General features: G+C 57.2%; 25 protein-coding genes. 14 read left to right on the forward strand and 11 right to left on the reverse strand.

Features of this window, described 5'->3' with window-relative positions; translation table 11 throughout:
* Window positions 1-124: 124 nt before the first annotated feature.
* From EDC26_RS06760 to EDC26_RS06775, 4 genes are all read right to left on the reverse strand, one after another.
* A complete protein-coding gene (locus EDC26_RS06760; RefSeq protein WP_132580832.1) occupies window positions 125-736 on the reverse strand; it encodes a 2OG-Fe(II) oxygenase in 612 nt (203 codons plus the stop codon).
* A 92-nt stretch (window positions 737-828) separates the two neighbouring features.
* The gene (locus EDC26_RS06765) at window positions 829-1326 is read right to left on the reverse strand and encodes a GAF domain-containing protein (protein WP_132580834.1); all 498 of its coding nucleotides are present in this window, start codon (window positions 1324-1326) and stop codon (window positions 829-831) included.
* A gap of 32 nt (window positions 1327-1358) precedes the next feature.
* Window positions 1359-2333, reverse strand: a complete 975-nt coding sequence (locus tag EDC26_RS06770) for a Bug family tripartite tricarboxylate transporter substrate binding protein (RefSeq protein ID WP_132581425.1) — start codon at window positions 2331-2333, stop codon at window positions 1359-1361.
* Window positions 2334-2381: 48 nt separating this feature from the next.
* A complete protein-coding gene (locus EDC26_RS06775; protein WP_132580836.1) occupies window positions 2382-4220 on the reverse strand; it encodes a gamma-glutamyltransferase family protein in 1839 nt (612 codons plus the stop codon).
* A gap of 111 nt (window positions 4221-4331) precedes the next feature.
* On the opposite strand from EDC26_RS06775, the gene EDC26_RS06780 reads away from it, so the two are divergent.
* Together EDC26_RS06780 and EDC26_RS06785 are read left to right on the forward strand one after the other, a co-directional pair.
* Window positions 4332-5276, forward strand: a complete 945-nt coding sequence (locus EDC26_RS06780; protein WP_132580838.1) for a LysR family transcriptional regulator — start codon at window positions 4332-4334, stop codon at window positions 5274-5276.
* A gap of 122 nt (window positions 5277-5398) precedes the next feature.
* A complete protein-coding gene (locus EDC26_RS06785) occupies window positions 5399-6292 on the forward strand; it encodes a VOC family protein (RefSeq protein ID WP_132580840.1) in 894 nt (297 codons plus the stop codon).
* 105 nt (window positions 6293-6397) lie between these two features.
* Here the strand turns inward: EDC26_RS06785 and EDC26_RS06790 are convergent, their stop codons facing one another.
* Entirely contained in the window at window positions 6398-7291 is an 894-nt protein-coding gene (locus EDC26_RS06790) for a LysR family transcriptional regulator (protein ID WP_132580842.1), read from the reverse strand.
* A gap of 114 nt (window positions 7292-7405) precedes the next feature.
* Between EDC26_RS06790 and EDC26_RS06795 the strand changes: the two genes are divergently transcribed.
* Entirely contained in the window at window positions 7406-8104 is a 699-nt protein-coding gene (locus EDC26_RS06795; protein WP_132580844.1) for a pirin family protein, read from the forward strand.
* A gap of 76 nt (window positions 8105-8180) precedes the next feature.
* Here the strand turns inward: EDC26_RS06795 and EDC26_RS06800 are convergent, their stop codons facing one another.
* The gene (locus tag EDC26_RS06800; RefSeq protein WP_132580846.1) at window positions 8181-8591 is read right to left on the reverse strand and encodes a DoxX family protein; all 411 of its coding nucleotides are present in this window, start codon (window positions 8589-8591) and stop codon (window positions 8181-8183) included.
* 381 nt (window positions 8592-8972) lie between these two features.
* Between EDC26_RS06800 and EDC26_RS06805 the strand changes: the two genes are divergently transcribed.
* On the forward strand, window positions 8973-9587 hold the full coding sequence (locus tag EDC26_RS06805) for a c-type cytochrome (RefSeq protein WP_243700823.1): 615 nt from the start codon (window positions 8973-8975) through the stop codon (window positions 9585-9587).
* Window positions 9584-10537 carry a c-type cytochrome gene (locus tag EDC26_RS06810; protein WP_132580850.1) on the forward strand — a complete coding sequence of 318 codons (954 nt, stop codon included), beginning with the start codon at window positions 9584-9586 and terminating at the stop codon, window positions 10535-10537. Before EDC26_RS06805 ends, EDC26_RS06810 begins: the two co-directional genes overlap by 4 nt.
* Before the next feature lie 40 nt (window positions 10538-10577).
* Here EDC26_RS06810 and EDC26_RS06815 read toward each other — a convergent pair whose 3' ends face one another.
* Window positions 10578-10892, reverse strand: a complete 315-nt coding sequence (locus EDC26_RS06815; RefSeq protein WP_132580852.1) for a tripartite tricarboxylate transporter substrate-binding protein — start codon at window positions 10890-10892, stop codon at window positions 10578-10580.
* 59 nt (window positions 10893-10951) lie between these two features.
* Here EDC26_RS06815 and EDC26_RS06820 point away from each other — a divergent pair, with 59 nt between their 5' ends.
* Window positions 10952-11317, forward strand: coding sequence for a thiamine pyrophosphate-dependent enzyme (locus tag EDC26_RS06820; RefSeq protein WP_132580854.1), 366 nt, complete (start codon window positions 10952-10954; stop codon window positions 11315-11317).
* Between the two features lie 51 nt (window positions 11318-11368).
* Here EDC26_RS06820 and EDC26_RS06825 read toward each other — a convergent pair whose 3' ends face one another.
* On the reverse strand, window positions 11369-12208 hold the full coding sequence (locus EDC26_RS06825) for a universal stress protein (RefSeq protein ID WP_132580856.1): 840 nt from the start codon (window positions 12206-12208) through the stop codon (window positions 11369-11371).
* Window positions 12209-12548: 340 nt separating this feature from the next.
* On the opposite strand from EDC26_RS06825, the gene EDC26_RS06830 reads away from it, so the two are divergent.
* Window positions 12549-13598, forward strand: coding sequence for an NAD(P)-dependent alcohol dehydrogenase (locus EDC26_RS06830; RefSeq protein WP_207915085.1), 1050 nt, complete (start codon window positions 12549-12551; stop codon window positions 13596-13598).
* Between the two features lie 78 nt (window positions 13599-13676).
* On the opposite strand, the gene EDC26_RS06835 is transcribed toward EDC26_RS06830, so the two are convergent.
* Window positions 13677-14666 (reverse strand): aldo/keto reductase, encoded by a 990-nt coding sequence (locus tag EDC26_RS06835; RefSeq protein ID WP_132580860.1) that lies wholly within the window; start codon window positions 14664-14666, stop codon window positions 13677-13679.
* A gap of 173 nt (window positions 14667-14839) precedes the next feature.
* Here EDC26_RS06835 and EDC26_RS06840 point away from each other — a divergent pair, with 173 nt between their 5' ends.
* The 3 genes from EDC26_RS06840 to EDC26_RS06850 all read left to right on the forward strand — a co-directional run bounded on the left by EDC26_RS06840 (window position 14840) and on the right by EDC26_RS06850 (window position 17426).
* The gene (locus tag EDC26_RS06840; RefSeq protein ID WP_132580862.1) at window positions 14840-15733 is read left to right on the forward strand and encodes a LysR family transcriptional regulator; all 894 of its coding nucleotides are present in this window, start codon (window positions 14840-14842) and stop codon (window positions 15731-15733) included.
* Window positions 15734-15841: 108 nt separating this feature from the next.
* On the forward strand, window positions 15842-16927 hold the full coding sequence (locus EDC26_RS06845; protein ID WP_132580864.1) for a permease: 1086 nt from the start codon (window positions 15842-15844) through the stop codon (window positions 16925-16927).
* A 193-nt stretch (window positions 16928-17120) separates the two neighbouring features.
* Window positions 17121-17426 carry a panthothenate synthetase gene (locus EDC26_RS06850; RefSeq protein WP_132580866.1) on the forward strand — a complete coding sequence of 102 codons (306 nt, stop codon included), beginning with the start codon at window positions 17121-17123 and terminating at the stop codon, window positions 17424-17426.
* Between the two features lie 19 nt (window positions 17427-17445).
* On the opposite strand, the gene EDC26_RS06855 is transcribed toward EDC26_RS06850, so the two are convergent.
* Entirely contained in the window at window positions 17446-17754 is a 309-nt protein-coding gene (locus EDC26_RS06855) for a putative quinol monooxygenase (protein WP_132580868.1), read from the reverse strand.
* Between the two features lie 50 nt (window positions 17755-17804).
* Between EDC26_RS06855 and EDC26_RS06860 the strand changes: the two genes are divergently transcribed.
* Window positions 17805-18149: a hypothetical protein gene (locus EDC26_RS06860; protein ID WP_132580870.1), complete on the forward strand. Its 345-nt coding sequence runs from the start codon at window positions 17805-17807 to the stop codon at window positions 18147-18149.
* Here EDC26_RS06860 and EDC26_RS06865 read toward each other — a convergent pair whose 3' ends face one another.
* A complete protein-coding gene (locus EDC26_RS06865) occupies window positions 18150-19649 on the reverse strand; it encodes an acyl-CoA synthetase (RefSeq protein WP_132580872.1) in 1500 nt (499 codons plus the stop codon). It abuts the gene before it with no gap.
* Window positions 19650-19816: 167 nt separating this feature from the next.
* On the opposite strand from EDC26_RS06865, the gene EDC26_RS06870 reads away from it, so the two are divergent.
* From EDC26_RS06870 to EDC26_RS06880, 3 genes are all read left to right on the forward strand, one after another.
* Window positions 19817-21076 carry an ABC transporter substrate-binding protein gene (locus EDC26_RS06870; RefSeq protein WP_165930942.1) on the forward strand — a complete coding sequence of 420 codons (1260 nt, stop codon included), beginning with the start codon at window positions 19817-19819 and terminating at the stop codon, window positions 21074-21076.
* A gap of 75 nt (window positions 21077-21151) precedes the next feature.
* The gene (locus EDC26_RS06875) at window positions 21152-22030 is read left to right on the forward strand and encodes a branched-chain amino acid ABC transporter permease (RefSeq protein WP_425012383.1); all 879 of its coding nucleotides are present in this window, start codon (window positions 21152-21154) and stop codon (window positions 22028-22030) included.
* Window positions 22027-24534 carry a branched-chain amino acid ABC transporter ATP-binding protein/permease gene (locus EDC26_RS06880; protein ID WP_243700825.1) on the forward strand — a complete coding sequence of 836 codons (2508 nt, stop codon included), beginning with the start codon at window positions 22027-22029 and terminating at the stop codon, window positions 24532-24534. Before EDC26_RS06875 ends, EDC26_RS06880 begins: the two co-directional genes overlap by 4 nt.
* Window positions 24535-24540: the final 6 nt, after the last annotated feature.

Consider the following 24540-nt stretch of genomic DNA (forward strand, 5'->3'; position numbering starts at 1 on the left):
AGTATCGCTTTTGCCCTATGGCGTAGCCAAAAGCCGTTCGATTTAAATCGTTTTTTACTGAAAAAGGCTTGATTAAAACTATAGAATCTCAAACAAAAACAGTTCGAGTCGCTTAGTGGATTCCTTATCCGACAGGCTCGTCCGAGCGTAGCCAACCGGCCAGGCTCCAGCGCGTTTGCTGGCATGGCAGTACGGCGTGCGGAATCAGGCCGCTGTGAAAAACCGCCAACCTCGCTCCCATCGGTGGGATTCGCCGTATTTCCACATTGGGATCATCGGGCTCGTACAGGCAAAGCTCGCCGCCATGCATGGGATTCCACTGCAGGTTTAAATACAGCACGATCGATATTTTCCGGTGATCGCTATCGCGATGCTGGTCGATGTGCTTTATGTAGCCCTTGCCCTTGCCATAACGCGCAAAGTGAAACTCCTGGCTGCGCAGGCCAAGGTGGTAGCGCTCGTTCAGCTCTTGGCGAAACTGCGCCATCCATCTGAAAAAAGGGTGGTTGGCTTGAGGCGAATTGGGGTAGATCCAGCAGATCGTGTCGCCGCGGATGTCGGGTCGCCGTGCATCGCTTGCACTGCGGCCAATCCCCTCCATGTAGAAGTGCCCGGTTTCCCACAGATGCCAGCCCTGCATCAGCAAGGTAATGTGCCACGACAACGGAATGACGGAGTCGGAAATAGCCCAGCCCTGCGTTTCCAGTGACCGGAATATCTCTTCATGGTCGTTCATAAAGCTCACTGCTCCCTGGCCAAAACGGTAGTATGAGCAAAAATTTTACCCCGGGCGGGGGAAGCCCGTTTGTGAGCGCTGAGCAACCGTCTTTACGTGGGCTTAAGACCTTGAAAAGCCTGTACCGTTGGAGTGATTAGTAGTCCTAGCAGTTGCGCAAAAGTTATTTGCGTTTGCGTGACGTGCTCGACGCGCGATAGAAAATTCAGGGTGCCCAGGCATGTGTCTTTGGATACCAGGGGGACATTGATGACAGAGCGTAGGCCCAGGGCAATAATCAGCTCATGGTCGTCGAACGATTTCTTGATGGCGGCTGTTCCTTCGCCCACAAATAGTCGTTTATCCAATAACACATGGCGCCCCCATCCCGTATCGGATTTTGATTTGGTACCGCCAATAGGGTACTTCTTGGTGTCCGAACTATAAAGCCGCGTGAGTTGCATTTTTTGCGCGTCAAAGCGGTTGATGGTGCATTGCGAATGTCTCAAAACAGGGAAGGCACAGGCATCGGCGGCGGCAAACAGCTCCAAGGGAGCCTCATCATTGAAGGATTTTGCCTTGATGCAGATAAAATTTTCGGGCGATTGCATGTTGTTTACCGTCGGTGTTTGCTGGGATGGCATCATTCCACAGTGATCCCTAATTCGTGGATCAATTTGTTGTATTTGTCGGCATCGTGTCGCAGCGTCTTCGCGAACTGTTCGGGGCTGGAGTTGACCAGCACCACGCCGATATCGTTCATGGCCTTTATGACCTCGGGTTGCGCCAGAATTTGGTTGGTTGTCTTGTTTAAACGTGCAACCAGGGCCGGGTCCATACCTTTGGGCCCGAAAAAACCGTACCACACCGTAAGCTCATAGCCGGGGAGGGTTTCACCAACGGTCGGGACTTTCGGGAACAGGGTCGAGCGCGTCCCCTCTGTAACGGCAAGTAGCTTCAATTTTCCAGACCTGACGAAAGGAAGGGACTGAGTCGATGCCGTGAATAATACTTGCGTGCGATCGGCCACCGTGTCGAGCACGGCCGGCGCCCCGCCTCGATAGGGGATATGCATCATCTTTATACCTGCATCCCTGTCGAACAGAGCGGCCGATAGGTAGTTGGTCGATCCAATTCCGGCCGAGGCGAATGCCAGTCGACCCGGGTTGGCTTTCGCATATTGTATGAACTCGGCTACGGTGTTGACCGGCAGAGAGGCATTGACGACCATGGTGTTGGTGACCAGAGCCAGCTCCGCGATGGGAGTGAAGTCATTGACCCCGTCAAATGGCATGTTTGTATATAACGCTTGATTCATCGTGTGGGTGCTCATCGAGCCCACAAGCAGGGTATAGCCATCCGGCTTTGCTCTGGCGACGATTTGTGAACCGATATTTCCAGAGGCACCTGATTTATTTTCGACGATGACGGATTGGTCCAACGCCTTGGTGAGTTTTTGCGAGAGGAGTCGTGCAAGGATATCTGTTGAGCCTCCCGGCGCCCAGGGCACAATGATTGTGATGGGTTTGTCTTTGGGCCATTGCGCGAGCGCCAGCGACGGAGCAAACAGCAGGCTGAGCAGGACGGCACGTAGTGGTTTCCATGTAAGAAAATTCATGTTCAACCCTTCCCTTCATAGGTTTCTTGGTTAAATAAAAAGAAATCGTTAACGGCCGACCGCATAGCCCTGCATGCCGCGGGGGTTTGCCGCCGCGCGCAATAACAAGTGGCCGTTTTTTGTAAATTCACGTGTGCAGGCGCTGATCCGCCCTTCGGACCAGGGATCCCCGATTTTTACGTTGTGACCTGCGGCTCTTAGCTCCGCGATGCAGGCCTCGTTGAATCGGGATTCGAGAGTGATGTGGTTCAAGGTCGTCGCACGCGGCCAGAACGAGCCCGGAAAGTGGTTGATATGCCAGGATGGCGCATCGATTGCTTCTTGCAGATTCATGCCCATGGTGGTGTGACGCAGAAAGAAGGCCAGCGGCCATTGGTCCTGCTGATCTCCGCCTGGTGTGCCAAATACCATATAGGGCTGGTTATCCTTAAGCGCCAGGCTGGGCGAGAGTGTGGTGGTTGGCCTGAACCCGGGCCGTAAGGCTCCAGGGAGGTTTTCTTCCAACCAGGTAATTTGCAAGCGTGTGGTGATCGGGAAGCCGAGCTCGGGTATAACCGGGCTGGAGGACAGCCATCCGCCGGAGGGCGTTGCCGATACCATATTCCCCTGTTTATCGATGACATCCAGATGGCATGTATCACCCACAAAAATCTCTTTGTCAGCCCATGTTTCGACAGGCGGCAGATCCGCAAATGTTGGTTCGCCAACGCCGAAACGTATGTCGGAGCTTGCCAATGTGCGTTCCGATGCTTTCAGGTCGGGTAGAACCGGACTGTGCCCTTCGGGGCTCCCAGGCCGCAATATGTCTGAGGCTTTGTCGCTGATCAGCTTGGCCCGTTTCCTGGAATACTCCTCGGATAGCAGAGCTTGGATCGGGACGCGAACAGCCAGTGGGTCGCCGTACCACGCTAGCCTGTCGGCGTAAGCCAGTTTTGCCGATTCAGCCAAACAATGTATGAATTGTGATGAATAGGGGTCCATTCCCGCAACGTTGAAGTGGCGCAATAGGGATAGTTGTTGGAGGAATACGGGGCCCTGAGACCAGGGCCCGCATTTGGCAACGGTGTATCGACCATATTGCAACGTGACGGGTTCTTCGTAAGCAGGCCTCCATTCCGCCATGTCTTCCAAGCGTAATAAGCCCGAGTTCCGTTCTCCCGTGGTGTCTCGAACCGCGTGGGTTTTGTAATAACGATCGATGGACTGGGCGACAAACCCTTCTTGCCAGATTGACAGTGCCGCATCAATCCGCTCGCGCCGGGTGTCCGCTTTGCTATTGGCTTCGTTGATCAGGCGTGTGTATGTTGCGGCGATCGCGGGCAAACGAAATAGCTCATTCGAGTCTGGGATTTTGCCGTTCGGTAGCCAAGTCGCCGCTGAATCGGGCCATTCCTTGCGAAAGAGATCTTGGACGGCAACAACGGCTTGTACGATTCGAGGAACTAGCGGGAACCCCTGGCTGGCGAGTTCTATGGCTGGGCGTAGGACATCGCCCAGTTCCCATGTTCCGTAATCGCGCAGCAAGGTCAGCCAGGCACTGAATGCGCCTGGCACGCAGGCTGGCAGAAGACCGATTCCAGGCACCAGGTCCAGGCCTTTGTCGCGAAAATACTGCGCATTGGCGAGTTTCGGAGCGGGCCCTTGCCCACATAAGGACAATACCCTTTTTTCTTTTTCGCTCCAGAACAAGATGGGGACTTCACCGCCTGGCCCATTCAGGTGTGGTTCGACGACTTGCAGCGAGAAACCGCCCGCGACCGCCGCGTCGAACGCGTTTCCACCTCGTTCCAATACTCCCATGGCCACCTGGGACGCGATCCAGTGGGTGGAGGATACGACGCCGAACGTCCCCTTGATTTCGGGTCTGGTTGTAAACGAATCAGGCATAGTGGGCCGGTCTAAAAATGATAGCTGTTGAAGGTCAGTATACGGATTTAAAATAACCCAGGCATCGTTATTTTTTATAAATTCATAACCGATTGATTATGGCGATTCAGCATGCAAATAATAAGCGACCGACTCACGTCCAGGCTAAAAATACGGTATCTGGTATTAATACTGCAAATCTCGAAACAGGGCTCCTTGACGCGCGCGGCCGACGCTTTGGGATTCAGCCAGCCCGCTGCCAGCAAGGCGCTGAAAGATATTGAAGAGATATTCGGGTCGCCGCTTTTTTCCCGATCGCCCAGTGGCCTGACGCCGACGCCTTTGGGGGAGCTGGCACTGCGCCGCGCCAGGCACATGCTTCGGGATATGGATAATTGGGGACGTGAAACTGAGGCCGTGCTTGCCGGGCACACGGCGCATTTAAATGTGGGAGCGATTCCATCGGTGTCCGGTCGCCTGCTCTCCAGAGCGATTCAGGAAATATATACGTTGCACCAAGTCACGATTTCACTGCACAGGGCGACAAGTGATCAGTTGGTAAAGCTTATGCGGCAGCGTGAGCTGGATTGCATGATCGGTAGGGCAACTGTTATTGAGGCGGACGATAAACTGGGGCAGGAAGTTTTGTATTCACAGCGTCCGGTGCTGATTGCCAATGTTGAATTGGTTACGCGACTGGAAAAGGAAAATATTTCTTTGAAGACCCTTGCCGCAATGGATTGGATATTGCCGTCTTTTGCGACCCCAACGGGGAAAATGATTACGGGAATCTTTATCAAAGCGAATGTGCCGCCGCCTTTTCCGAAAATTGAAACTTATTCGGCTGATGTCATAGAGGATGTATTGCAGACTTCCGTATCCTTTTTGTCTTTGGTGGCCGAAGATATTGCAGCGGATATTTGCAGAAACCGAAAAATTGCACTTCTACCTTATCAGTTTGAGGAAAGGCTACCGCCCATCAGTCTTATTACGCAAAGACGTGAGGCGGTTATACCCGCTGAGGAAAGCTTTGCGGATATTCTCAAGAGAGTGTGCCTTGATTTTGTTAGGGTATGAACGGTTGAAAGGATAAATATTGGAGGGCGAACGTCGCGCGCGTTTTTGAACGCGGTGCAATGGGCGTAATGATCTTTTTCGCCATGGCCCGACCTTGTAAACAATGAGAAAAAGGGATTGAAATGATAGTAACAAGCGGTGAGGCACACGGTGCGGATGGCAGCTATCCCGTCTCCGAACACGTCGATCATGTGGTCATTCATGTGGGCCAGAGCCTGGACGAGGCCCAGGCGCAGTATGCCCGGCTCGGGTTTCATCTGACGCCACGTGGCCACCATTCGCTGGGTTCCAGCAATCACCTTGCGATATTCGGATCGGACTATTTTGAGCTGATGGGTGTCGAGCCGCGCAACGTGGCCAAATTTGCCAATGGCTGGGGTCATCCTCTTGGGCTGTCCGGGCTGGTGTTCAAGGCATCGGATGCGGCCGCATTGTGGCAACGGCTCGTGGCGCGCCAGGTGCCGTTGGAAGGAAACGGGCCGAACGATTTTTTCCGCCCGGTCGACTTGCCCGATCATGGTACACACGATGCCCGCTTTCGCACGGTGCGCATTGCGGCAGACAGCATCCCCAATGGCCGTGTTTTTTTCTGCGAGCACTTGACGCCGAACCTGGTCTGGCGCACTGAATGGCAGCGGCATGCAAACGGTGTGAATGGAATTTTGGAATACGTGTACGTCACGCAGGACCCGGCGGCGTCAGCCGCGATACTCGATCGGGCTTTTGGCCCGGGTGCTGTGGTGCCGGTCGAACATGGGCTGCGGCTCCAGGCCGGCGGCGTGTCGGTGCTTTATCTGCTTCCCCAAGGAGTCGCCGCGCGGTTCGGCGACGATGCCGGCGCGTTGCCGGAGCAGGGCGAGCGCGCCGTGGCCTTGACGCTGCGCACCGGCTCATTGCAGCGTGCGCGCGATGCGCTGCGTATAGGGCGGATCGAGCACGTTCGGGAAGTCGGCGGGCGGATCATTGTGCCAGCGGCTCAAGCCGCCGGTGTCATTCTGGCGTTCGAAGAGCGTTAGGCAATGCAAGAAAGGCGACAACTGAACCCGTACCAAGACGATATCCTGGCCTATATGACCAGGCTTCGAGAATCTGCTACCGGATAGCCAGAACGTCCCAGATCGCTATGCATGGCTGGCCACGGTCATCTCGATCGTTTCTGCCAGCTGACGCGTAGCGGGGCCGGCCTGGCCCGGACAACCAAAGGTCAAATACAGTGAAGCCCGGCGAACCCGGCCCTCGTTTAACGGCAAAGGCCACAGACTGCCTTCCTCCAGGCGTTTCTGAATCATGTGCCGGGGCAGCCAGGCAAATCCCAACCCGGCCTCTACCATTGCCATCGATGTCTCCACGCTGGTAACCGTCCAGCGCTGCGGCGATCCCAGCCACCCCTCGTTGCGCGGTTGCAGGGTGCCTGAATCGCGGGTCACAATCTGCATATGCCGCTTCAAATCGTCGACCGTGAGTTCGCGCTTCAGGCTGTGTAAGGGATGGCTGGGATGCGCCACCGCTACGAATTCCACATCCAGCAGCAAATTACTGAGATACCCTTCAGGAACGCGGGTACCAATGACAATATCGGCGCTTTGGTTAAGCAGGGCCTCGTCGGCACCGGACAGTACCACTTCGGTAAGCTGCACCCGTGTGTGCCCGGCCAGTTGAGTAAATTGCGTCAGCGCCTGCAGCAGCAACGCCGTGGGAAACGCCACGTCGACGACCAGGCGCACCTCGGCCTCTCGGCCCTGGCCCAGGCTTTGAGCCAGTTGCTCGAGACGCTGGGCGTCATCCAGCAAATCGATCGCCGCGGCCAGCAAGGCCTCGCCATTATCGGTGAGCCTGGCCTTGCGGCCCTCTATGGTCAACAGTTCGACTTCGACCTGTTCCTGCAGCCGCGCAACCGCATAACTGACCGATGACTGGCTGCGATGCAGGGCCTCGGCTGCCTGAGCATAGCCGCCATACTTCACAATGGCCTGCAATACGCGCCATTGCTCGAGTGTTGTTTTGGGAATTCGCATTGTTATCTAAAAATCAGATCAATTAAATCAAATAATAACGCTTTTTTATCTAATTTATAAGAAATAGAATAGGCAAATGGAAGCAAAACTCCCTCATCACTGGAGATCACAATCATGATCGAACTGCGCAAAGCCGCCGATCGCGGACACGCCCAACATGGCTGGTTAAATAGCCATCATACGTTTTCATTTGCAGAGTACTTCGACCCAAAACAAATGGGCTGGGGCGCCTTGCGCGTCATCAATGACGACACCGTACAGCCCGGCGAAGGCTTCGGCACGCACGGCCACCGCGACATGGAAATTATTTCCTATGTTCTGGAAGGCGCCCTGGAACACAAGGACTCCATGGGTTCCGGTTCGTTCATCCGTTCGGGTGACGTACAGGTCATGAGTGCCGGTACCGGCGTACGCCACAGCGAATTCAATCACTCACACTCCGAACCGGTGCATTTTCTGCAGATATGGATCGTGCCCAAGTTCACCGGCATCAAGCCCAACTACCAGGAAAAGTTCTTCGACACCGCCGACAAGCGCGGCAAGCTGTGCCTGGTGGCCTCGCCCGACGGCCGAGACGGTTCGCTGACGGTTGTGCAAGATGCCCTGATGCACGTCGCGCTGCTTGATGGCGACGAGCGCATCGACTACGCGTTGGCGCCAGGGCGGAAGGCTTATGTGCACCTTGCGCGCGGCGCGCTGACGCTAAACGGCCAGCCCATGGCTGCCGGCGACGGCGCCAAGATTGCGGACGAAGCGGCATTGGACTTTTCGAACGGCCATGACGCCGAAGTGTTGCTGTTCGACCTGCCCTGACCAGATTGGCCATCGCAACGATGGCCAATCTGGTCACCTGAAACCGAATCATCTGCGAGGGTATTGCAATGATGCCTCAGGGCATTATTGCAAACCTTCCCGGCCCGGTAATGGCGAGTAGCAGCAGCCCACCCATAATGCTCATGTTCTTGAAGAAATTGATTTGGTTCTCATGGCGCGCTGCGCCTTCGAGAGTCCAATAGCGGTGTCCCACCAACGCAGTCGCCAATACGAAGACCACATACAGCAAGGCCAACTGGCGGGTAAACACGCCTATGATCAGCGCAATGCCGACGAAAAACTCCATGATGATCGAGATGATTGTCGACAGCGTGGGCGCCGGCGCACCGATCGAGCTCATGTAGGTGACCGTGCCCGAGAAGTTGGTGAGCTTTTGCCAGCCGGTAACCAGAAACAATGACATCAGCAATAGGCGCGCCAGCAGAATCAGCACATCGCTATTGGCAACTAGCAGATTACTTGACATAAATCCTCCTTGGGGGGACCCAGGCGTGTTAAAGGCAAGTACTCGCACAATCGATGTTGAGCAATTCTACGTTCGATTTTTACGTTTAACCAGAAGTTTATTGATCCACATTGCAGAAGAGGGTTCGTAATGCCGCCGGCACTGGGCACTGAATGAAAGTATGCGATTCAACTCGGGATCAACTAAAATCGACCGCCAGCGGGTTAATCCAGGAGTAATCCTGCATGCGCGGTCGGATCAGAGAACATAATCGCTATTGCCTCGAAAGAGGAGGTGCACATGGTCAATAACTTTGGTTTTCCCCACCGCTGGGCTTGTTGCTTCCTGGCTGCGGGGCTTTGGATTTCTGTGCCTGCAACCCGGGCGGAATCGGCAAAAGATGTGGGTCAAACCATAGCATCGTCCGGAGCCAGCGGAATTCCTGCCTGCGCCAGTTGTCACGGTGCAAAAGGGGAAGGCATGGCCGCGGCCGGCTTTCCGTATCTGGCCGGACAGGGCGCCGCTTATCTGGTGTTGCAACTGCAGGGCTTTGCAAGCGGAGAGCGGAGCAATCCGATCATGGCGCCAATTGCCAAGGGGCTGAGTGCCGAACAGATAAAAGCGGTTGCAAGCTATTACTCGGCACTGCCTGCGCCGTTCAATACGAAAGCGTTGAGCCGGCTCGTCGACACGTATCCTCAAAAAGATGCGGTGGGTGCGTGGCTGGCCAGCCGCGGTGATTGGGGCCACGATATACCCGCCTGCTTTCAGTGCCACGGGCCGGGTGCCGTAGGCGTGGGCGAGCATTTCCCCGCGCTTGCCGGCTTGTCCGCCAACTATATCCAGGAGCAACTGATAGCCTGGCAAGAAAAGAAGCGCGCTCCGGGCCCTCAGGCCCTGATGGGCGATATTGCCGGCCGCATGAGCAAGGTCCAGATTTCGGCAGTCGCGAGTTATTTGTCGAAACTCCCCGAATCGGCGCCCACCGCCATTGAACCAAAAGGAGCAAAGCAATGATCCCCATCGGCATTCGTTTTGCGCCAGGAGTTGTGGCATTGTCGCTGTTGGGCGTTTCCTTTCCGGCAGGAGCGCAAACGGCTGGCCCTGCGGCCAGGACGGTTGCGAAATCCTCTGCGGCTTCAGAGCCGGAATTTACTCCTCCTGCGGCCGATGCCATTCCGGAGGGCGAGTTTGGAAAAATGGTCCGCAAAGGGCAGGATATTTTTCTGAGAACGTCCGAGCATGCGGGCCAGTATGTGGGAAACGGCATGAACTGCGTCAGTTGCCATATAGATGCGGGCCGTCGCAAGAATGCATCGCCGCTTTGGGCCGCCTATGTGTTGTACCCGGCCTACCGGGCCAAAAATGGTCACGTCAACACTTTGGCGGAGCGCCTTCAGGGCTGTTTCCGTTACAGCATGAATGGCGCCATGCCACCGGCCGACAGCGAAACCATTGTGGCCCTGGAGTCTTATATGTACTGGCTTGCAAAGGGGGCGCCTACCGGTGTGAAGCTTGCCGGACAGGGGTTCAAGAGCCTGCCGCCACCGGCGCAAAAAGCCGATTACACCCGCGGACAGAAGGTTTTCCAGGAAAACTGCGTTCTGTGCCACGCCGCCAACGGCCAGGGTCAAAGTGCTGATGGTCATATGGTGTTTCCGGCGCTATGGGGCGACGACTCGTATAACTGGGGCGCAGGCATGCACAGCGTTGCGACAGCGGCGGCTTTCATCAAGGCCAATATGCCTTTGAGCAAAGGCTATTCCCTGACCGATCAGCAGGCCTGGGATGTGGCTTATTTCATGAATGCCCACGACAGGCCGCAAGACCCTCGATTTGAAGGCTCAGTGGAAGAAACCCGCAAAAAATACCACGACTCGAGTTCCGACCTGTACGGCCAGACGATCAACGGCAAGGTTTTAGGCGCCGGTGCGACTCCAGCGGGAGGCACGTTGCGAAAGCAATAAGGCAATTTGCCGAGCGCCTGCGAGAATCCACCAGAGCCGACTACTGAGGCCGATAGTTTATTGACTTCAGTAGCGCCGCCTGCTTTTGATAAGCCTCTTGCAAATCGGCCGTGAGCTCCTCCGATGTCATCGCACCTCCCGGCTCCATGCCCAGCGCCCTGATACGTTTCTGGACGTCGGGCTGCTGAAAAAACGCAAGCGTGACGTCGCGTAATTTTTGCTGAATTTCGACAGGCGCATCGGGTCGTGACCATACGCCGAACCAGCCCGCTTTGGATAGTTGTGGGTAACCCAGTTCTTTGAAAGTGGGTACATCGGGCAATTCTTGAATCCGTGTCGGGTATAGGACTGCGATCTCGCGCTATTGCAAGCAATATCCGTCTACGAAGCACTGGTCCGTCAAGAGATACAGCCATGACCCCGGAAAATCACCGCGATAAAGCAGAACGTATTGAGCAGTCACTGGCCAGGCTTACTGACTCGGACTGGGAAATCCGGATTGAGGCGGCCATGCTTGCGGGTACGCATTGGGTCAACTTTGTTTTGCATGAAATCGGCGTAAGCGAGGTGTCGGAAGACATGGTGCATGCGTCCATGTGCATGGTCAGCGTACTTCGCAAATACAAGCTTGCCGAGCCTGAGTTGATAGCGCAGCTTGAAGAAATTGAGGAGCTTCGCCCCCTGTTCGTCCGTGGAGACATGGACGGAGGCGCGAAAGCAGCGGATAGAGCGCTCGAATTGCTGAGATCAATAGGAGGGCGGGCGCGAAAATTGGCCTGAGGGGGTCAACTGGAAACCCGGTTGAGCACCCTGGGCTGGGAATTTGGTGGATTAATGCGAAAACAGGATCGGCACGGTCATCGATTGGAGCAGAGTTTTCGAGGTGCCTCCCAGTAACCATTCACGCACTCGGCTGCGGTTATAGATGCCCATGACGACTAGATCGCAGCCATAGTCGGTTGCTGCGTTAAGTATGGAGTTTCCAATACTCGCGTCTTTACTGCTCTTGTGAATTTCTTTGGGTGCAGGATAGCCGTGCTCGGCGCAGTAGGTGCGCAGGTCGTCGGGCTCGACGCCCCGCGAACGCAGCATTTCGGGTTGAGGATCAACGGTAAGGATGGTTAGTTCCGAGGCCATGGAAAGTAGCGGGGCGGCATCGGCCAGTGCTCGCGCGGCACGCCGGCCGTAGTCCCAGCAAAACAGTACGTGCTGACCGATAGGGTGTTGCATGGTTCCGATATACGGAATCATCAGGACTGGCCGGCCCGCTGAGGTAATGACCGATTCGGCGACGCTCGCCTGTATTGCCCATGCCGATTCGGCATTATCGGTTTGGCTCATTATCAGCAAGTCGGAAAAACGCGCCTGCAGAGCCAGAACTTCGTCAACGGGGCCTGTGGGCATACGGCATTGGGCTTTGATGCCGGCCGCCGCGGCTTCTTTCAGGAAATATTCTTGAGTCTCGGTTTTATCTTCCTCGATTCGTTTAAACAGCGGGGTCATGATCTTGTCGGGTACCCCATCCTTGTCGTACATGTAGCGAGGAGTCTGGGGGGTGGTGCAAACCCCGATGAGCTTGGCCTTGTGGTGGGCGGCAAGGAGTATGGCCGTTTGTATGCGAGCCGCCTGGTTAGGGTCTCGGGTTAAATCAAGTGCGATACGTCCAAGCATGGCAATCTCCTGAGGCTAAGCGATTACATATCGATGTTTCAATTTATGCTAATACTGAATCAAAGGATTTGATTTGGCTCAAGATATAGGTGGGCCTCCCGGCTTGCGCTGTTATCAATGCAATTATGAATTTAATTCATAGGCTCATGCTGATTATGGTGACTAGTCAGTTGAATCCATACCCGGTAAATTCTCAAGTGAGAAATTGCCAACTATCGCGTGACGGCAAGCCAAGCCGAAAAACCTTCCCTTGCGTCGAACACTACTAAGCAAGCAATTGATTGCAGACCAACGCAATCGAACTCAACCCATCACGAATAAATATGAGGCCGAAATGACCATGAATGTTCTTGGATACGCCACTCACTCGCCCACCGATGACTTGGCTCCCTATCGATTCGAGCGCCGCGAACCGCGCACGGACGATGTCGTAATCGAAATCCTGTATTGCGGGGTATGCCATTCCGACCTTCACAACGCCCGCAATGACTGGGGTCACGCTGTTTACCCCATGGTGCCGGGTCACGAAATCATTGGCCGCGTCCTGAGCGTCGGGCCTACTGTTACCCGCTTCAAGCAGGGAGATCATGTCGGCGTGGGGTGTATGGTCGATTCCTGCCAGCACTGTGAAGCCTGTGAAAAAGGTCACGAACAGTATTGCGATGAGGGTTCGACCTACACCTATGGCGGCATTGACAGGCATGACCGCATGCCCACCTATGGCGGGTACTCCGAGAATATTGTTGTGTCGGACAAATTCGTATTGAAGGTCCCTGATGGTCTGGATCTGGCGGGCGCCGCGCCTTTGCTGTGCGCGGGCATCACGACCTGGTCGCCGCTACGCCACTGGAAGGTCGGCAAAGGCAGCAAGGTGGCCGTTGTCGGCCTGGGCGGCCTTGGGCACATGGCGCTGAAACTGGCCAATGCCTTGGGCGCCGACGTTACGTTGTTCAGCCGCTCGAAGGGCAAGGAACAGGACGCGGGCCGCCTGGGGGCGCACAAGGTTGTGCTTTCCACGGAGAGCGAACAAATGGAAGCGGTCAAGGGTCGTTTCGACCTGATTATCGACACGGTGCCTTACATCCATGATGTCAATCCTTATCTGTCGACGCTATCGATTGACGGAACGCTGGTTTTGGTCGGATATCTGGGTGGCTTGGAGCCGCTGCTGAACACGATCCCGATGATTATGGGGCGCAAGTCCGTTGCCGGCTCGCTGATCGGCGGCATCGCCGAAACCCAGGAGATGCTGGATTTCTGCGGGCAGCACGGCATTACCTCGGACATCGAAGTGATCAAAATCCAGGAGATCAATGCCGCCTACGAGCGCATGTTGAAAAGCGATGTGAAGTACCGCTTCGTGATTGACATGGCTTCCCTGAAAGGCTGACCACACCACCGCTACAAAACCGCAATCGTCGTTAATGCAGTGGCAGCTCTTGTGGCTGCCAAAACCCCCGACGATCTCCTACCGGCCAACCCGTTTTTGCAAATGCTCCGGATACCGAGCCCCCTGCACCGTCACCTTGGCGAGAACGCCCTCGATGGCGCGTAGATCATCGGGCGTCAATTCCAGGGCCGCACCGCCGAGGTTTTCTTCCAGACGATGCAGCTTGGTGGTACCGGGGATGGGCACGATCCAGGGTTTCTGCGCCAGCAGCCATGCAAGGGCGATCTGCGCCGGCGTAGCCTTCTTTTGGCCTGCGATCTCGCCAAGCAGAGTGACCAGTTCCTGGTTCGCCTTCCGTGCATCTGCTGTGAAACGTGGAACGACATTGCGGAAATCTGTGCTGTCGAACGTCGTGTTCTCGTTGATGGCGCCGGTGAGGAAGCCCTTGCCCAGAGGACTGAAGGGGACGAATCCGATCCCGAGTTCTTCAAGCGTCGGCATGATCTCCTTCTCGGGCTCGCGCCACCACAGCGAATATTCGCTTTGGAGGGCCGTGACCGGTTGGACGGCGTGAGCGCGGCGGATTGTTTGCGCGCCCGCCTCCGAAAGCCCGAAGTGCTTGACCTTGCCTTCCTGAATCAGGTCTTTTACCGCTCCTGCGACGTCTTCAATGGGCACGTCCGGGTCGACGCGGTGCTGATAGAACAGGTCGATCACGTCGGTCTTGAGGCGCTTGAGCGAGGCCTCGGCGACCTGTCTGATGTGCTCCGGACGGCTGTCCATGCCGCTCTGCCCACCCTTTGCGTCGAATTTAAAACCGAATTTTGTTGCGATGACGACTCGGTCGCGAAATGGCGCGAGCGCTTCACCTACGAGTTCTTCGTTGATGTAAGGGCCATATGCCTCGGCGGTGTCGAAAAGCGTGACACCGCGCTCGAAAGCCGAGCGGATCAGCGTGATCGCGTCCTGCTTGTTCGCGGCCGGGCCATAGCCGTAGCTCAGCCCCATGCAACCTAAGCCGAGAGCCGACACTTCCAGACTGCTGTTTCCTAGTTTGCGTTTTTGCATTTCCATTACCCCTTTTTTCGTTCTGGCCACGCGCCGGGCGGTTGTGGCTAGTCGTGCTGACATCACAAGTCCCGCGCAATGATGTCAATTTACTGGGTGGCTGATTATCTGACTAGATAGTAGAATCGGCATGCAGATATGAATTATTTTCATTAATACCGTTGAGGTCCTTCATGCCCCGCGAAAATTTCAACGATCTTTTAGCGTTTGTGACGGTTGCTCGCGAAGGAAGCTTTACCAGGGCTGCCGCGCAGCTTGGTGTGTCCCAATCAGCGTTGAGCCATACCATGCGGGGGCTTGAGACGAGGCTCGGCATTCGGCTTCTGACACGTACCACGCGCAGCGTCTCACCGACTCAGGCGGGAGAACGTCTGCTCAAAACCTTGGCGCCGCGGTTCGAGGAGATCGAAGCCGAGTTGTCGGCCTTGAGTGAGCTTCGGGATAAACCCGCAGGCGTTATTCGGATCACGACGGCCGAACACGCAGCCAATTCCGTCCTGTGGCCCAAACTGGCCAAATTTCTGCCCGACTACCCGGACATCAAGGTAGAGATCACGATCGACTACGGGCTGACCGATATCGTTTCCGACCGGTATGACGTGGGTGTCCGTCTTGGCGATCAGGTCGCAAAAGACATGATCGCCGTGCGCATAGGGCCGGACATGAGGATGGCCGTCGTCGGGTCGCCCGCCTACTTCTTGCGGCGGGCGCGGCCCAAGACGCCTCGAGATCTTGCCGCCCACGACTGCATCAATCTACGGCTCCCGACCTACGGGGGGCTCCTTGCCTGGGATTTTGAGAAAGGAGGAGACGCGCTGAATGTGCGTGTTGAAGGCCAGTTGGTGTTCAACAGCAGCACCCCAATACTTAAGGCGGCGTTGGCTGGATTCGGCCTGGCTTTTTTACCGGAAGATCTGGTGCGAGAGCAGGTTGCGGAGGGACGTCTTAAGCGCGTGCTGGAAGACTGGTGCCCTACCTTTCCCGGCTACCATCTCTACTACCCAAGCCGGCGCCAGTCATCGCCGGCTTTCAATCTGGTGGTCGATGCGTTGCGCCACCGGCTTTGATGCGTTGAGCGGGTAAGTCAGTTCGGCCCATTTCCATCGCGGATGTAGAATGCGCTGCGTCGGCACGCACCACGCCGGCACCTCGTCAACTCCTCACCAATTACCCTCATGAAAAACACGCTCGACTCGCGAGAGTCACCCAATCCCGTCGTCGGATTGGCGGTCTTTGCATTGATTGCCCTGGTTGGCTTGTTCTATGTCAAGTGGTTTCCGTATTACAACCGCGCCTTCGCGGCAGCCGACAGTCACTCGATCGGCACGTCGATCTTGATGGGCCACGCCGCCAACGCGCCCGAGCCATCGTTGTCGGCGGCGCTCGATTATGCACTGGTCTACGGCAAGGCGATCTGGCAGGCGATGGTGTTGGGGCTGCTGCTCGGTTCAGCACTCCAGGCGTTGCTGCCGCGTCATTGGGTTGCAAAGGCGCTGGGCGGAACCGGCTTTGGCAGTGTGGCTGCGGGGGGCCTGATGGCGCTGCCCGCAATGATGTGCACCTGCTGCGCGGCGCCGGTCGTCGCGGGGCTGCGTCAGCGAAATGCGTCGCCCGGAGGTGCACTGGCATTTTGGCTCGGCAACTCGGTGCTCAATCCGGCCACGCTGGTTTTTATGGGGTTCGTTCTGGGTTGGCAGTGGGCCGCCTTGCGCCTGGTTCTGGGCGTCCCGATGGTGTTCGGCATCGGTTATCTGATTAATCGAATGATTAAACCCGCCGAGGTCGATATCGAGCGCGAAGGTGCTGCGTGCGTGCCTGCCGAGGTTGCGCCGCGGGGGGCGTTGTCTTATTGGCATGGCGCTTTCGTACGTTGGGGCCAGATTCTGGCACGCATGGCCTTGCGTCTGGTGCCTGAATATATCGTTCTGGTCCTGTTGCTCGGCGCGGCCCGCGCATGGCTGTTCCCGCAGATCGGTCCGGACATCGGCAACCATATATTCTGGATCGGCGCACTGGCGGTAGCGGGTGCGTTGTTCGTGATTCCCACGGCTGGCGAAATACCGATCATCCAGGCGATGCTGTCGCTGGGCATGGCGGCCGGCCCGGCCGGTGCGCTATTGATGACCTTGCCGCCGATCAGCCTGCCTTCGCTGGCGATGGTCGCTAAATCGTTTCGTCCCCGAGAACTGGTGACGGTGAGCGCGGCTGTGGTGGCTTTTGGGATCGCCGGTGGTGGACTGGCCGTTGCTCTGGGTTTCTAGGAGCAAGGTTGTCGGAAATTAATTTATGCCGGAATAGCGCGTTGGAGTTATCGGTTGTATAAAAACTTGAAGTTTTAAAGCTTCTGTAGATTCCAGTAGGGGCCTCCGCCAAAAGGCCGATGCGGGACAGGTATCTTCAGGCGTACGCTCCCACAATGGCGGCTTGGTTCCGCTAATCGGGAGGAATACGATCATGCGCACACTTGTGAATGTCCACATACCGCACGAGCCGTTCAACACGCTTATGCGCAATGGCAGCGTTGGCGCCGTCATTGAGCAGATAATTCAGGAATGCAAGCCGGAAGTCATCTATTTCACTGAACAAAGCAGGCGGCGCGGCGCCGTGCTGGTGGTTGATATTGCGCAACCCGGCGATCTTCCGTCGATCGCCGAGCCGTGGTTCCTTAAGTTCAATGCCGAATGTGAGTTCCGGATAGCGATGAAGCCGGAAGATCTGCAAAAGGCCGAGCTCGATCGGCTCGGCGCGAAGTGGAAGTAGCGTGCTGCGTGGCCGAGGCTCAGCAGGCCTGAAGAACATTGACCACGCGGTTTGCCAGCAATGGCGCGGTATTGCGTCCATATTCGGCCATGTGCGGAGAAGCCGCGTGCGCTTTCAGTGCTTGGGCGCTTTCCCATTGCTCGATCACGGCAAACGTGTCGTTCCCAAGAGGTGTCTGCAGCTTTCCAAAATCCGGTACGTCAACAACGGCCTCGTAGCTGACACATCCTTTTTCGGCAAGCACCGCCGGGACGTTCTTCTTGAACAGTGCCAGCACGGTGTCGCGCTGGCCGGGTTGTGTGGTAATGGTAGCAATGACATGGATCATTCGGGTTGCCTTTTGGGTGCGGATTGCGAGCCTGTCATCATAATCGAGTCGTGATTCCGGCGTTGACCAGCGCAGCGGTAGTCCATGTGCGGCAGAAGCAGTTGTACGGCCGCGGGGACTGTGACAGCGTGCAAAAACACCAGCGGGTGTCGACGGGCGTTATGCAAATACAGGCGGGCACCGATTTCAGCCAGTTCGCCCAGTGCTTCGAAAATATCCGCGGGTGGGGCAAGACGCTGAACGGCATCGGCAAAATCAGGGCTCGCTTCGGCGAAATTCACAAAGCCTATACCACCCGTCTGCGCACGCTGATCGACAGCGAAAAATCCGTCCAGGCAGTGGCCGGTTCTGTGGATTCGGCTGCCGCCGCGGCACGCCGCAAAACGCTGCGTTGACTACTTCAACTGCTCCCGTAGTTCTCGCTTGAGCACTTTCCCGTAGCTGTTCTTGGGTAATGAGTCGATAAAGATATAGCGCTTGGGGCGTTTGAATCGAGCAATGCTCTCCAGACAGTGCGCACTGAGCGATTCTGCGCTGGGGCTTTTGCCGGGGTTGGCGACGACAAAGGCGACGACGATTTCGCCCCATTCCGCATCGGGTTGGCCCACCACGCAAGCCTCTGCCACATCGGGATGTGAAAGCAGGGCTTCCTCGACTTCGCGCGGGTAGATGTTGGAGCCGCCGCTGATGACGACGTCTTTGGAGCGGTCGCGCAGGGTCAGAAAACCCGTTTCGTCCAGCATGCCCATGTCGCCGGTGTAGAGCCAGCCGTCGCGCAGCGCCTGCGCGGTCTCGTCCGGCTTGCCCCAGTAGCCGGACATGACGGAATCGCTGCGGCAGATGATCTCGCCAATTTCGCCGGTGGGCAGCGGCTCGCCCTGCTTATTCACAATGCGCACCTCGACGCCGGAACGCGGGAATCCGACCGAGCCCAGGATGCCGTCGCCGGCATGGATGTGGTCTTCCTGGCGCAGGCCGGAGATGGTCATGGGGATTTCGCCCTGGCCGTAGATTTGCGCAAAAATCGGGCCGAAAAGGGCCAGCGATTTCTTGATTTCATCGATATACATGGGGCCGCCGCCATAGACGATGCAACGCAGGTTCTTGGGCCGCAGGCCCGATTTCTCGGCTTCCATGCGCAAGCGCTGCACCATGGTCGGCGCCAGAAAAGCGCCGCACGAGGGATGCGTATTGCAAAGCGCCAGGAATTCATCGGGCTCGAACGCGCCGCTGGCGGGGATAACCTGCCGCGCTCCGCGCGACATGTAGGCGGGGATATAAAGCCCCGAGCCGTGGGACATGGGCGCAGCATGGATCTGGCTGGCATTTTCGTCCAGGTGTTCGATATCGGCCAGGTGGCATATGGTCATTGCCATCAGGTTTCGATGCGACAGCATCGCCCCCTTGGGGCGGCCGGTGGTCCCGCTGGTATAGAACAGCCATGCCAGCGTTTCGGGCGTTGTCGTGGCGGGCGGTTCAGGAGCTGCGGCAAATAATTCGGCATAGGTGTTCTGCCCTATGGTTGCAAGACGGCACGATCCGGCTTCCAGTACGCCGCTCAAGTCGCCGGCCAGCCGGGGCGAGGCAAAGACCATGGACGCCCGGGCATCGCCGATGATATGTGCCATTTCCTTGGCATGCAGCTTGTAGTTCAGCGGGACGAAGACCATGCCGGCCGCCCAGATGCCGAACATCAGCTCGACGATTTCCGGCCGGTTCTCGCTGGCAACGGCAATGCGCGCGCCTGCTGGAAACAGATGCCGCAACGCGGTTGACAGGGCCAGGGCACGTTGATGCAGCTCGGCGTAGCTGCGGATTTTCGTGCTGCCTTGGTAGATCGCGCCTCGGTCTGGGAAGCGGCGGGCTGAATGTTCAAGTACAGAAAAAAGGTTCATGTCTCCTACCGTATATTGCGTGCCGGGTGACGTAATGCTAGTCAAAAAACTTTGACAGTGCCATAAACCGAGAATACTCTACCACCCGGAGGTAGACATTTTCGGTTGCTAAGAACAGTATGCCCCCGTCCATCACATCTGTCGGTAAACACTCTCAGGAGGAGATTATGTCTGACATGAAAGATGACAAAAGCATAGGCATTACCCGGCGTGGAATACTCAAGGCCGGCGCGGCTGCAGGACTGTTGAGCGGTATTGCCGGCGTGGGCCCGTTCATTCGGACAGCCCGTGCGGCGGAGGCGATCAAACTGGGTGTGTTGCTGCCCAAGTCGGGCACGTATGCGGTACAGGGCGAACAAGGCCATAACGGCGCCACCATTGCCATAGACGATGTCGGCGGCAAGATTCTGGATCGTCCCGTAGAGCTCGTGTGGCTGGATGAAAATGGGCCGCAGACGACGCAGCAGAACATGCACAAGCTGATTCAGGAACAAAAGGTCGTTGCGGTTCAGGGCGGCGTCTCCAGTGGCGATGTCCTCGCCATCATGCCCGTGGCCGAACGCGAAAAAATTCTGCTGATGGCCACCGGCCCCAACGCGACAGAGATCACCGGCGCCAAATGCGGCCGGCATACTTTTCGCATAGACCTGCCCAATTATGAGACGGTACGCAGTATCTATCCGTCGCTGTCCAAGCATGGCAAGAGCTGGTATTTCCTGTATGCCTCGTACGCCTGGGGCATCGACGGCTACAAGCAGATGAGCGAGGTGCTGCTCAAGGACGGCGGCAAAGTCGTGGGCGCGGATCAAACGCCGCTGGGCACCACCGACTTCAGTTCCTACATCCTCAAGCTCATGGCGGCCAAGCCGGACGTTGTCTTTCTGGGGCTGGGCGGCGGCGATATGACCAACTTCCTCAAGCAGTTCCACCAGATGGGGCTTACGGGCAAGATTCCGATATCGTCCTTGATCTGCAACGACACCGATATGTGGGCGGCCGGACCCGAGGCGGCCTCCGGTGTCTATCCCAAGATCTGGAACTACACAGGAGCCCAGAACACCAGCATCAGCGAGCAGTTCGCCAAGAAATATCAGACCAAGTTCGGCAAACCGCCGGAATCGGAGGCCTGGCAGGATTGGTTTGGGTGCACGGCGATTCTCGCGGCCATCAAGGAAACAGGATCCACCAAGACCGAGAAACTGCTTGATTTTCTGGAGAGCCATAAGTTCGAAGGGTACAAAGATCGTCCGATGTACTTCCGTTCTTGGGATCATCAGTTGATACAGCCCACTCTGGTAGCCCAGATCAAGCCGAAGATCACGAGCCAATACGACTATTTCGATATTATGGCGGTTGCGCCGCCCAAGGATCAGCCGCTGGAGGCCCTGTACGGATCGAAGCCCGAGACTGAGTGCAAGATGGCCTAGGGCCTGATGCATAACCCTGTGTAGCGCAAGCGGCAAGACTGCGTGCGCTACGCTCCGAGTGCGAGGAGATGCCCGGTGGTAGATGTTACGCTGTTCGCGTCACAACTCATGAACGGCTTGGTGCTGGGTTTTCTGTTCGTGCTTATTGCGGTCGGCATGTCGATCATTTTCGGCATGTTGGGGCTGGTGAACTTTGCTCACGGCGCATTTTTTGCCCTGGGTGCTTATCTTGCCCTGACACTGCGGCCTTATATCGGCTTTGTCGGTGCTCTGGTCCTGGCGCCGATTCTGGTGGGCGCTATTGGCCTTGTCGTAGAGCGTTTGCTGCTGCGCCCGCTCTACAACAAGGAACCTCTGTTGAGCCTGTTGTTGACCTTCGGCCTGGCGCTCTTCATCGAAGAACTGCTGCGCACGATATGGGGCGCCATGGGTCACCCGTTCGACACGCCCTCGTTTCTCTCGGGATTTGTGCATTACGGTCCCGTGTTCGTCACACGCTATCGCCTGGCCGTGCTGGTCATCACTATTGGGCTGCTTGCCGCGATCTGGCTGTTTCTGGAGAAAACCCCATTTGGCCGTATCGTTCGCGCAGGCTCGCGCGACCCTGAAATGGTGAGCATGCTGGGCATCAATCTGAAACGTGTGTTCATGTTCATCTTCGGCCTGGGTTGCCTGCTTGCCGGTGCGGCCGGCGTGCTTGCTGCGCCGCTCTGGAGCGTCATGCCCTCGATGTCCGAACAGGCCATCATGCCTGCATTCGTGGTGGTGGTCATCGGCGGCCTGGGTAGTTTGCGCGGGGCCATCGTCGCCGGACTGATGGTGGGCGTCGCGGTGGCCATGACCATTCAGTTTTGGCCGGTAGCGTCAACTTCGATTATGTACGCGCTCATGATTGTGGTGCTTCTGACGCGGCCGCGAGGCCTGTTCGGCGAACAATGGGAGCGTTTCGAGTGAGCCGCCTGCGCCAGACCCTGACTCATCCTCTCGTGGTGCTCGCCGTGGTCTTTGTCGTCCTGCCGACGGTAATGTCGATGGCGGGTTCGACGACCAGCCTTGCCACACAGGTGGTGATCTACACGCTCTACGGCCTTGCCTATAATTTATTGCTTGGCTACACAGGCATGGTGTCCTTCGGTTCGTCGGTCTTCTTCGGCATGGCCAGCTATGCCAGTGCGCTATTCGCCATCCACGTCTTTCAGAATGTCGCGCTGGCCCTGGTTGTGGGCACGGTCTTCGCGGCGCTGCTGGGCCTGGTGCTGGGCCTGCTCATCCTGCGCCGGCGCGGCCTTTACTTCGCTTTGCTGACGTTGGCGTTCACCCAGTTGTTCTACGAGATATGTTTTCGCTGGACCAATCTGACCGGCGGAGAGAACGGTTTGCAGGGCGTGGATCGGCCTGGCCTGGAAAGCGCGTCCAGCTATTACATCTTTTGCGCCGTGCTGGTGCTGGTGTGTGCCTGGCTGCTTTATCGCGTGGCGCATTCTCCCTTCGGGCGAGTGCTTCAAGCCATACGCGACAACGAAAAGCGCGTGCAGTACCTGGGCTATAACCCCTGGGGCTACAGGCTTAGCGCCCTGGTGCTGCATGCGGCCTTTATCGGCCTGGGCGGCGGCTTGCTCTCGTTCCTGATCCACGGCGTGTACGCCGACAACATGAATTGGCAACATGCCGGCGATCCGGTGATGATGACACTGCTGGGCGGCATACATCATTTTCTGGGCCCGTTGTGGGGCGCGATCATTTACATCAACCTCAGCGATCAGCTCAGTTCAGTCACCGAGCACTGGTGGCTGTTCTTCGGTGCGCTGATCATGGGCGTGGTGCTTCTTTCGCCGGAAGGGCTTTGCGGTATCTATGCGCGCCTGCGCGGCAACACCCATTGGGGATTGACGCGCACGCCCCTGCCGCCATGTCCCGCTACGCTGCCGGACCTCTTTTCAGGCCGCGCCGCGTCTTCCGGAGAGGTGCTGCTGCAGGTGCGTAATTTGTGCAAGCGCTTCGGCCGTGTGGTGACCGCGGACGATGTCAGCCTCGATATCCGGCCAGGTACCATTCACAGTCTGATTGGCCCGAACGGCGCCGGAAAAACAACGTTCTTCAATATGCTCACGGGCCTGATCCCCAATGACAGCGGGCAGATTCAGTTCAAAGGCCAGGACATCAGCAAATTGGCTGTGCATGAGCGAGTCCGCCTGGGCATGTCGCGTTCCTTTCAAATTGTCAGCCTGCCCGGCAATCTTACGGTTTTCGAGGCCGTGCGCATCGCCGTCCAGGCGCGCTCGCCCATGCGGCCCTCGTTGTGGCGCGATGCCTATAGCCTGACGGATTTGACGGATCATGCCTGGGCGTTGCTGCATGCCGTGGGTCTGGAAGACCGGGCCGGCGAAATCACGCTTAACCTGCCGCACGGCGAACAGCGCTTGCTCGATATCGCCGTGACCATGGCAACCGGGTCCGAGCTGCTGCTGCTTGACGAGCCGCTGGCCGGCCTGGCGGACGCGGAGCGCGAGCGTATCAGTTCGCTGATCCGCCGCCTGGCGGGCCAGCATACTATTTTGCTGATTGAACACGACATCGACCGCGTGGTTTCCTTGTCCGACCGGATTACCGTACTGCATCAAGGGCGCGTCATCGCCGACGGCACGCCCCAGGCCGTAGTCAATAATCCTCAGGTGGTTGAGGCTTATCTCGGGGAAGTAGTTGAAGATGACAAAGGTGTCGCGCAGCCTGTCATTGCGTCAAGGCAGGCCGGTCAGGCCAAGGTGAGCCGGCCCATCTTGCAGTTGCAGAATGTGGCTTCCGGGTATGTGGGCAGTCGCATTCTCGATGGACTGTCGCTGGAGGTGGGAGAGGGCGAAGCTGTCGCATTGCTGGGCCGCAACGGAGTGGGCAAGACCACCACGCTGCACACCATCATGGGCCAGTTGCAGGCCAGCGCCGGGCACATCCGCTTCGACGGCACGGACATCGCCGGCTGGGCGTCCAATCGTGTCAACCGGCTGGGTTTGTCCATTGTCCCTCAGGGGCGGCGCATTTTCCCCAACCTCGATGTCGTCGACAATCTGCTTATCGCGCGACGGCCGGGCGGCTGGGAGCTGGGTCAGGTGTTCGAATTGTTTCCGAAGCTGGGGGCGCTACGCGATTCCGTTGGTGGGAACCTGAGCGGCGGCGAGTTGCAGATGCTGGCGATTGCTCGCGCGCTCATGGCGCCGACGCGGCTCATTCTTCTGGACGAGCCGTTCGAAGGCCTGGCCCCGTCGGTGGTCAATGAAGTCCTGGATGCGGTGGTTCACCTGCGGGAGCGCACCAGCATTCTGCTGGTGGAGCAGCGTGTGGATCTGGCCTTGCGCATGGTCGACCGCGCTTACATCATGGTCAACGGCCGCATCGCCTACGAAGGCGGCGCCGAAGATCTCAAGGCAAACAAAGAGCTCCAGGTCAAACTATTGGGTGTATAACGCGTT

Source organism: Paralcaligenes ureilyticus (assembly GCF_004346225.1).
GTDB lineage: Bacteria > Pseudomonadota > Gammaproteobacteria > Burkholderiales > Burkholderiaceae_B > Paralcaligenes > Paralcaligenes ureilyticus.

Coding starts and splice junctions, on each gene's coding strand:
- EDC26_RS06785 (WP_132580840.1), top strand. CDS start 5,399: ATGATAGTAACAAGCGGTGAGGCACACGGTGCGGATGGCAGCTATCCC.
- EDC26_RS06855 (WP_132580868.1), bottom strand. CDS start 17,754: ATGATCCATGTCATTGCTACCATTACCACACAACCCGGCCAGCGCGAC.
- EDC26_RS06870 (WP_165930942.1), top strand. CDS start 19,817: ATGTCTGACATGAAAGATGACAAAAGCATAGGCATTACCCGGCGTGGA.
- EDC26_RS06765 (WP_132580834.1), bottom strand. CDS start 1,326: ATGCAATCGCCCGAAAATTTTATCTGCATCAAGGCAAAATCCTTCAAT.
- EDC26_RS06825 (WP_132580856.1), bottom strand. CDS start 12,208: ATGCTTGGACGTATCGCACTTGATTTAACCCGAGACCCTAACCAGGCG.
- EDC26_RS06790 (WP_132580842.1), bottom strand. CDS start 7,291: ATGCGAATTCCCAAAACAACACTCGAGCAATGGCGCGTATTGCAGGCC.
- EDC26_RS06865 (WP_132580872.1), bottom strand. CDS start 19,649: ATGAACCTTTTTTCTGTACTTGAACATTCAGCCCGCCGCTTCCCAGAC.
- EDC26_RS06845 (WP_132580864.1), top strand. CDS start 15,842: ATGAAAAACACGCTCGACTCGCGAGAGTCACCCAATCCCGTCGTCGGA.
- EDC26_RS06795 (WP_132580844.1), top strand. CDS start 7,406: ATGATCGAACTGCGCAAAGCCGCCGATCGCGGACACGCCCAACATGGC.
- EDC26_RS06840 (WP_132580862.1), top strand. CDS start 14,840: ATGCCCCGCGAAAATTTCAACGATCTTTTAGCGTTTGTGACGGTTGCT.
- EDC26_RS06775 (WP_132580836.1), bottom strand. CDS start 4,220: ATGCCTGATTCGTTTACAACCAGACCCGAAATCAAGGGGACGTTCGGC.
- EDC26_RS06835 (WP_132580860.1), bottom strand. CDS start 14,666: ATGCAAAAACGCAAACTAGGAAACAGCAGTCTGGAAGTGTCGGCTCTC.
- EDC26_RS06850 (WP_132580866.1), top strand. CDS start 17,121: ATGCGCACACTTGTGAATGTCCACATACCGCACGAGCCGTTCAACACG.
- EDC26_RS06780 (WP_132580838.1), top strand. CDS start 4,332: ATGCAAATAATAAGCGACCGACTCACGTCCAGGCTAAAAATACGGTAT.
- EDC26_RS06770 (WP_132581425.1), bottom strand. CDS start 2,333: ATGAATTTTCTTACATGGAAACCACTACGTGCCGTCCTGCTCAGCCTG.
- EDC26_RS06820 (WP_132580854.1), top strand. CDS start 10,952: ATGACCCCGGAAAATCACCGCGATAAAGCAGAACGTATTGAGCAGTCA.
- EDC26_RS06800 (WP_132580846.1), bottom strand. CDS start 8,591: ATGTCAAGTAATCTGCTAGTTGCCAATAGCGATGTGCTGATTCTGCTG.
- EDC26_RS06760 (WP_132580832.1), bottom strand. CDS start 736: ATGAACGACCATGAAGAGATATTCCGGTCACTGGAAACGCAGGGCTGG.
- EDC26_RS06830 (WP_207915085.1), top strand. CDS start 12,549: ATGAATGTTCTTGGATACGCCACTCACTCGCCCACCGATGACTTGGCT.
- EDC26_RS06810 (WP_132580850.1), top strand. CDS start 9,584: ATGATCCCCATCGGCATTCGTTTTGCGCCAGGAGTTGTGGCATTGTCG.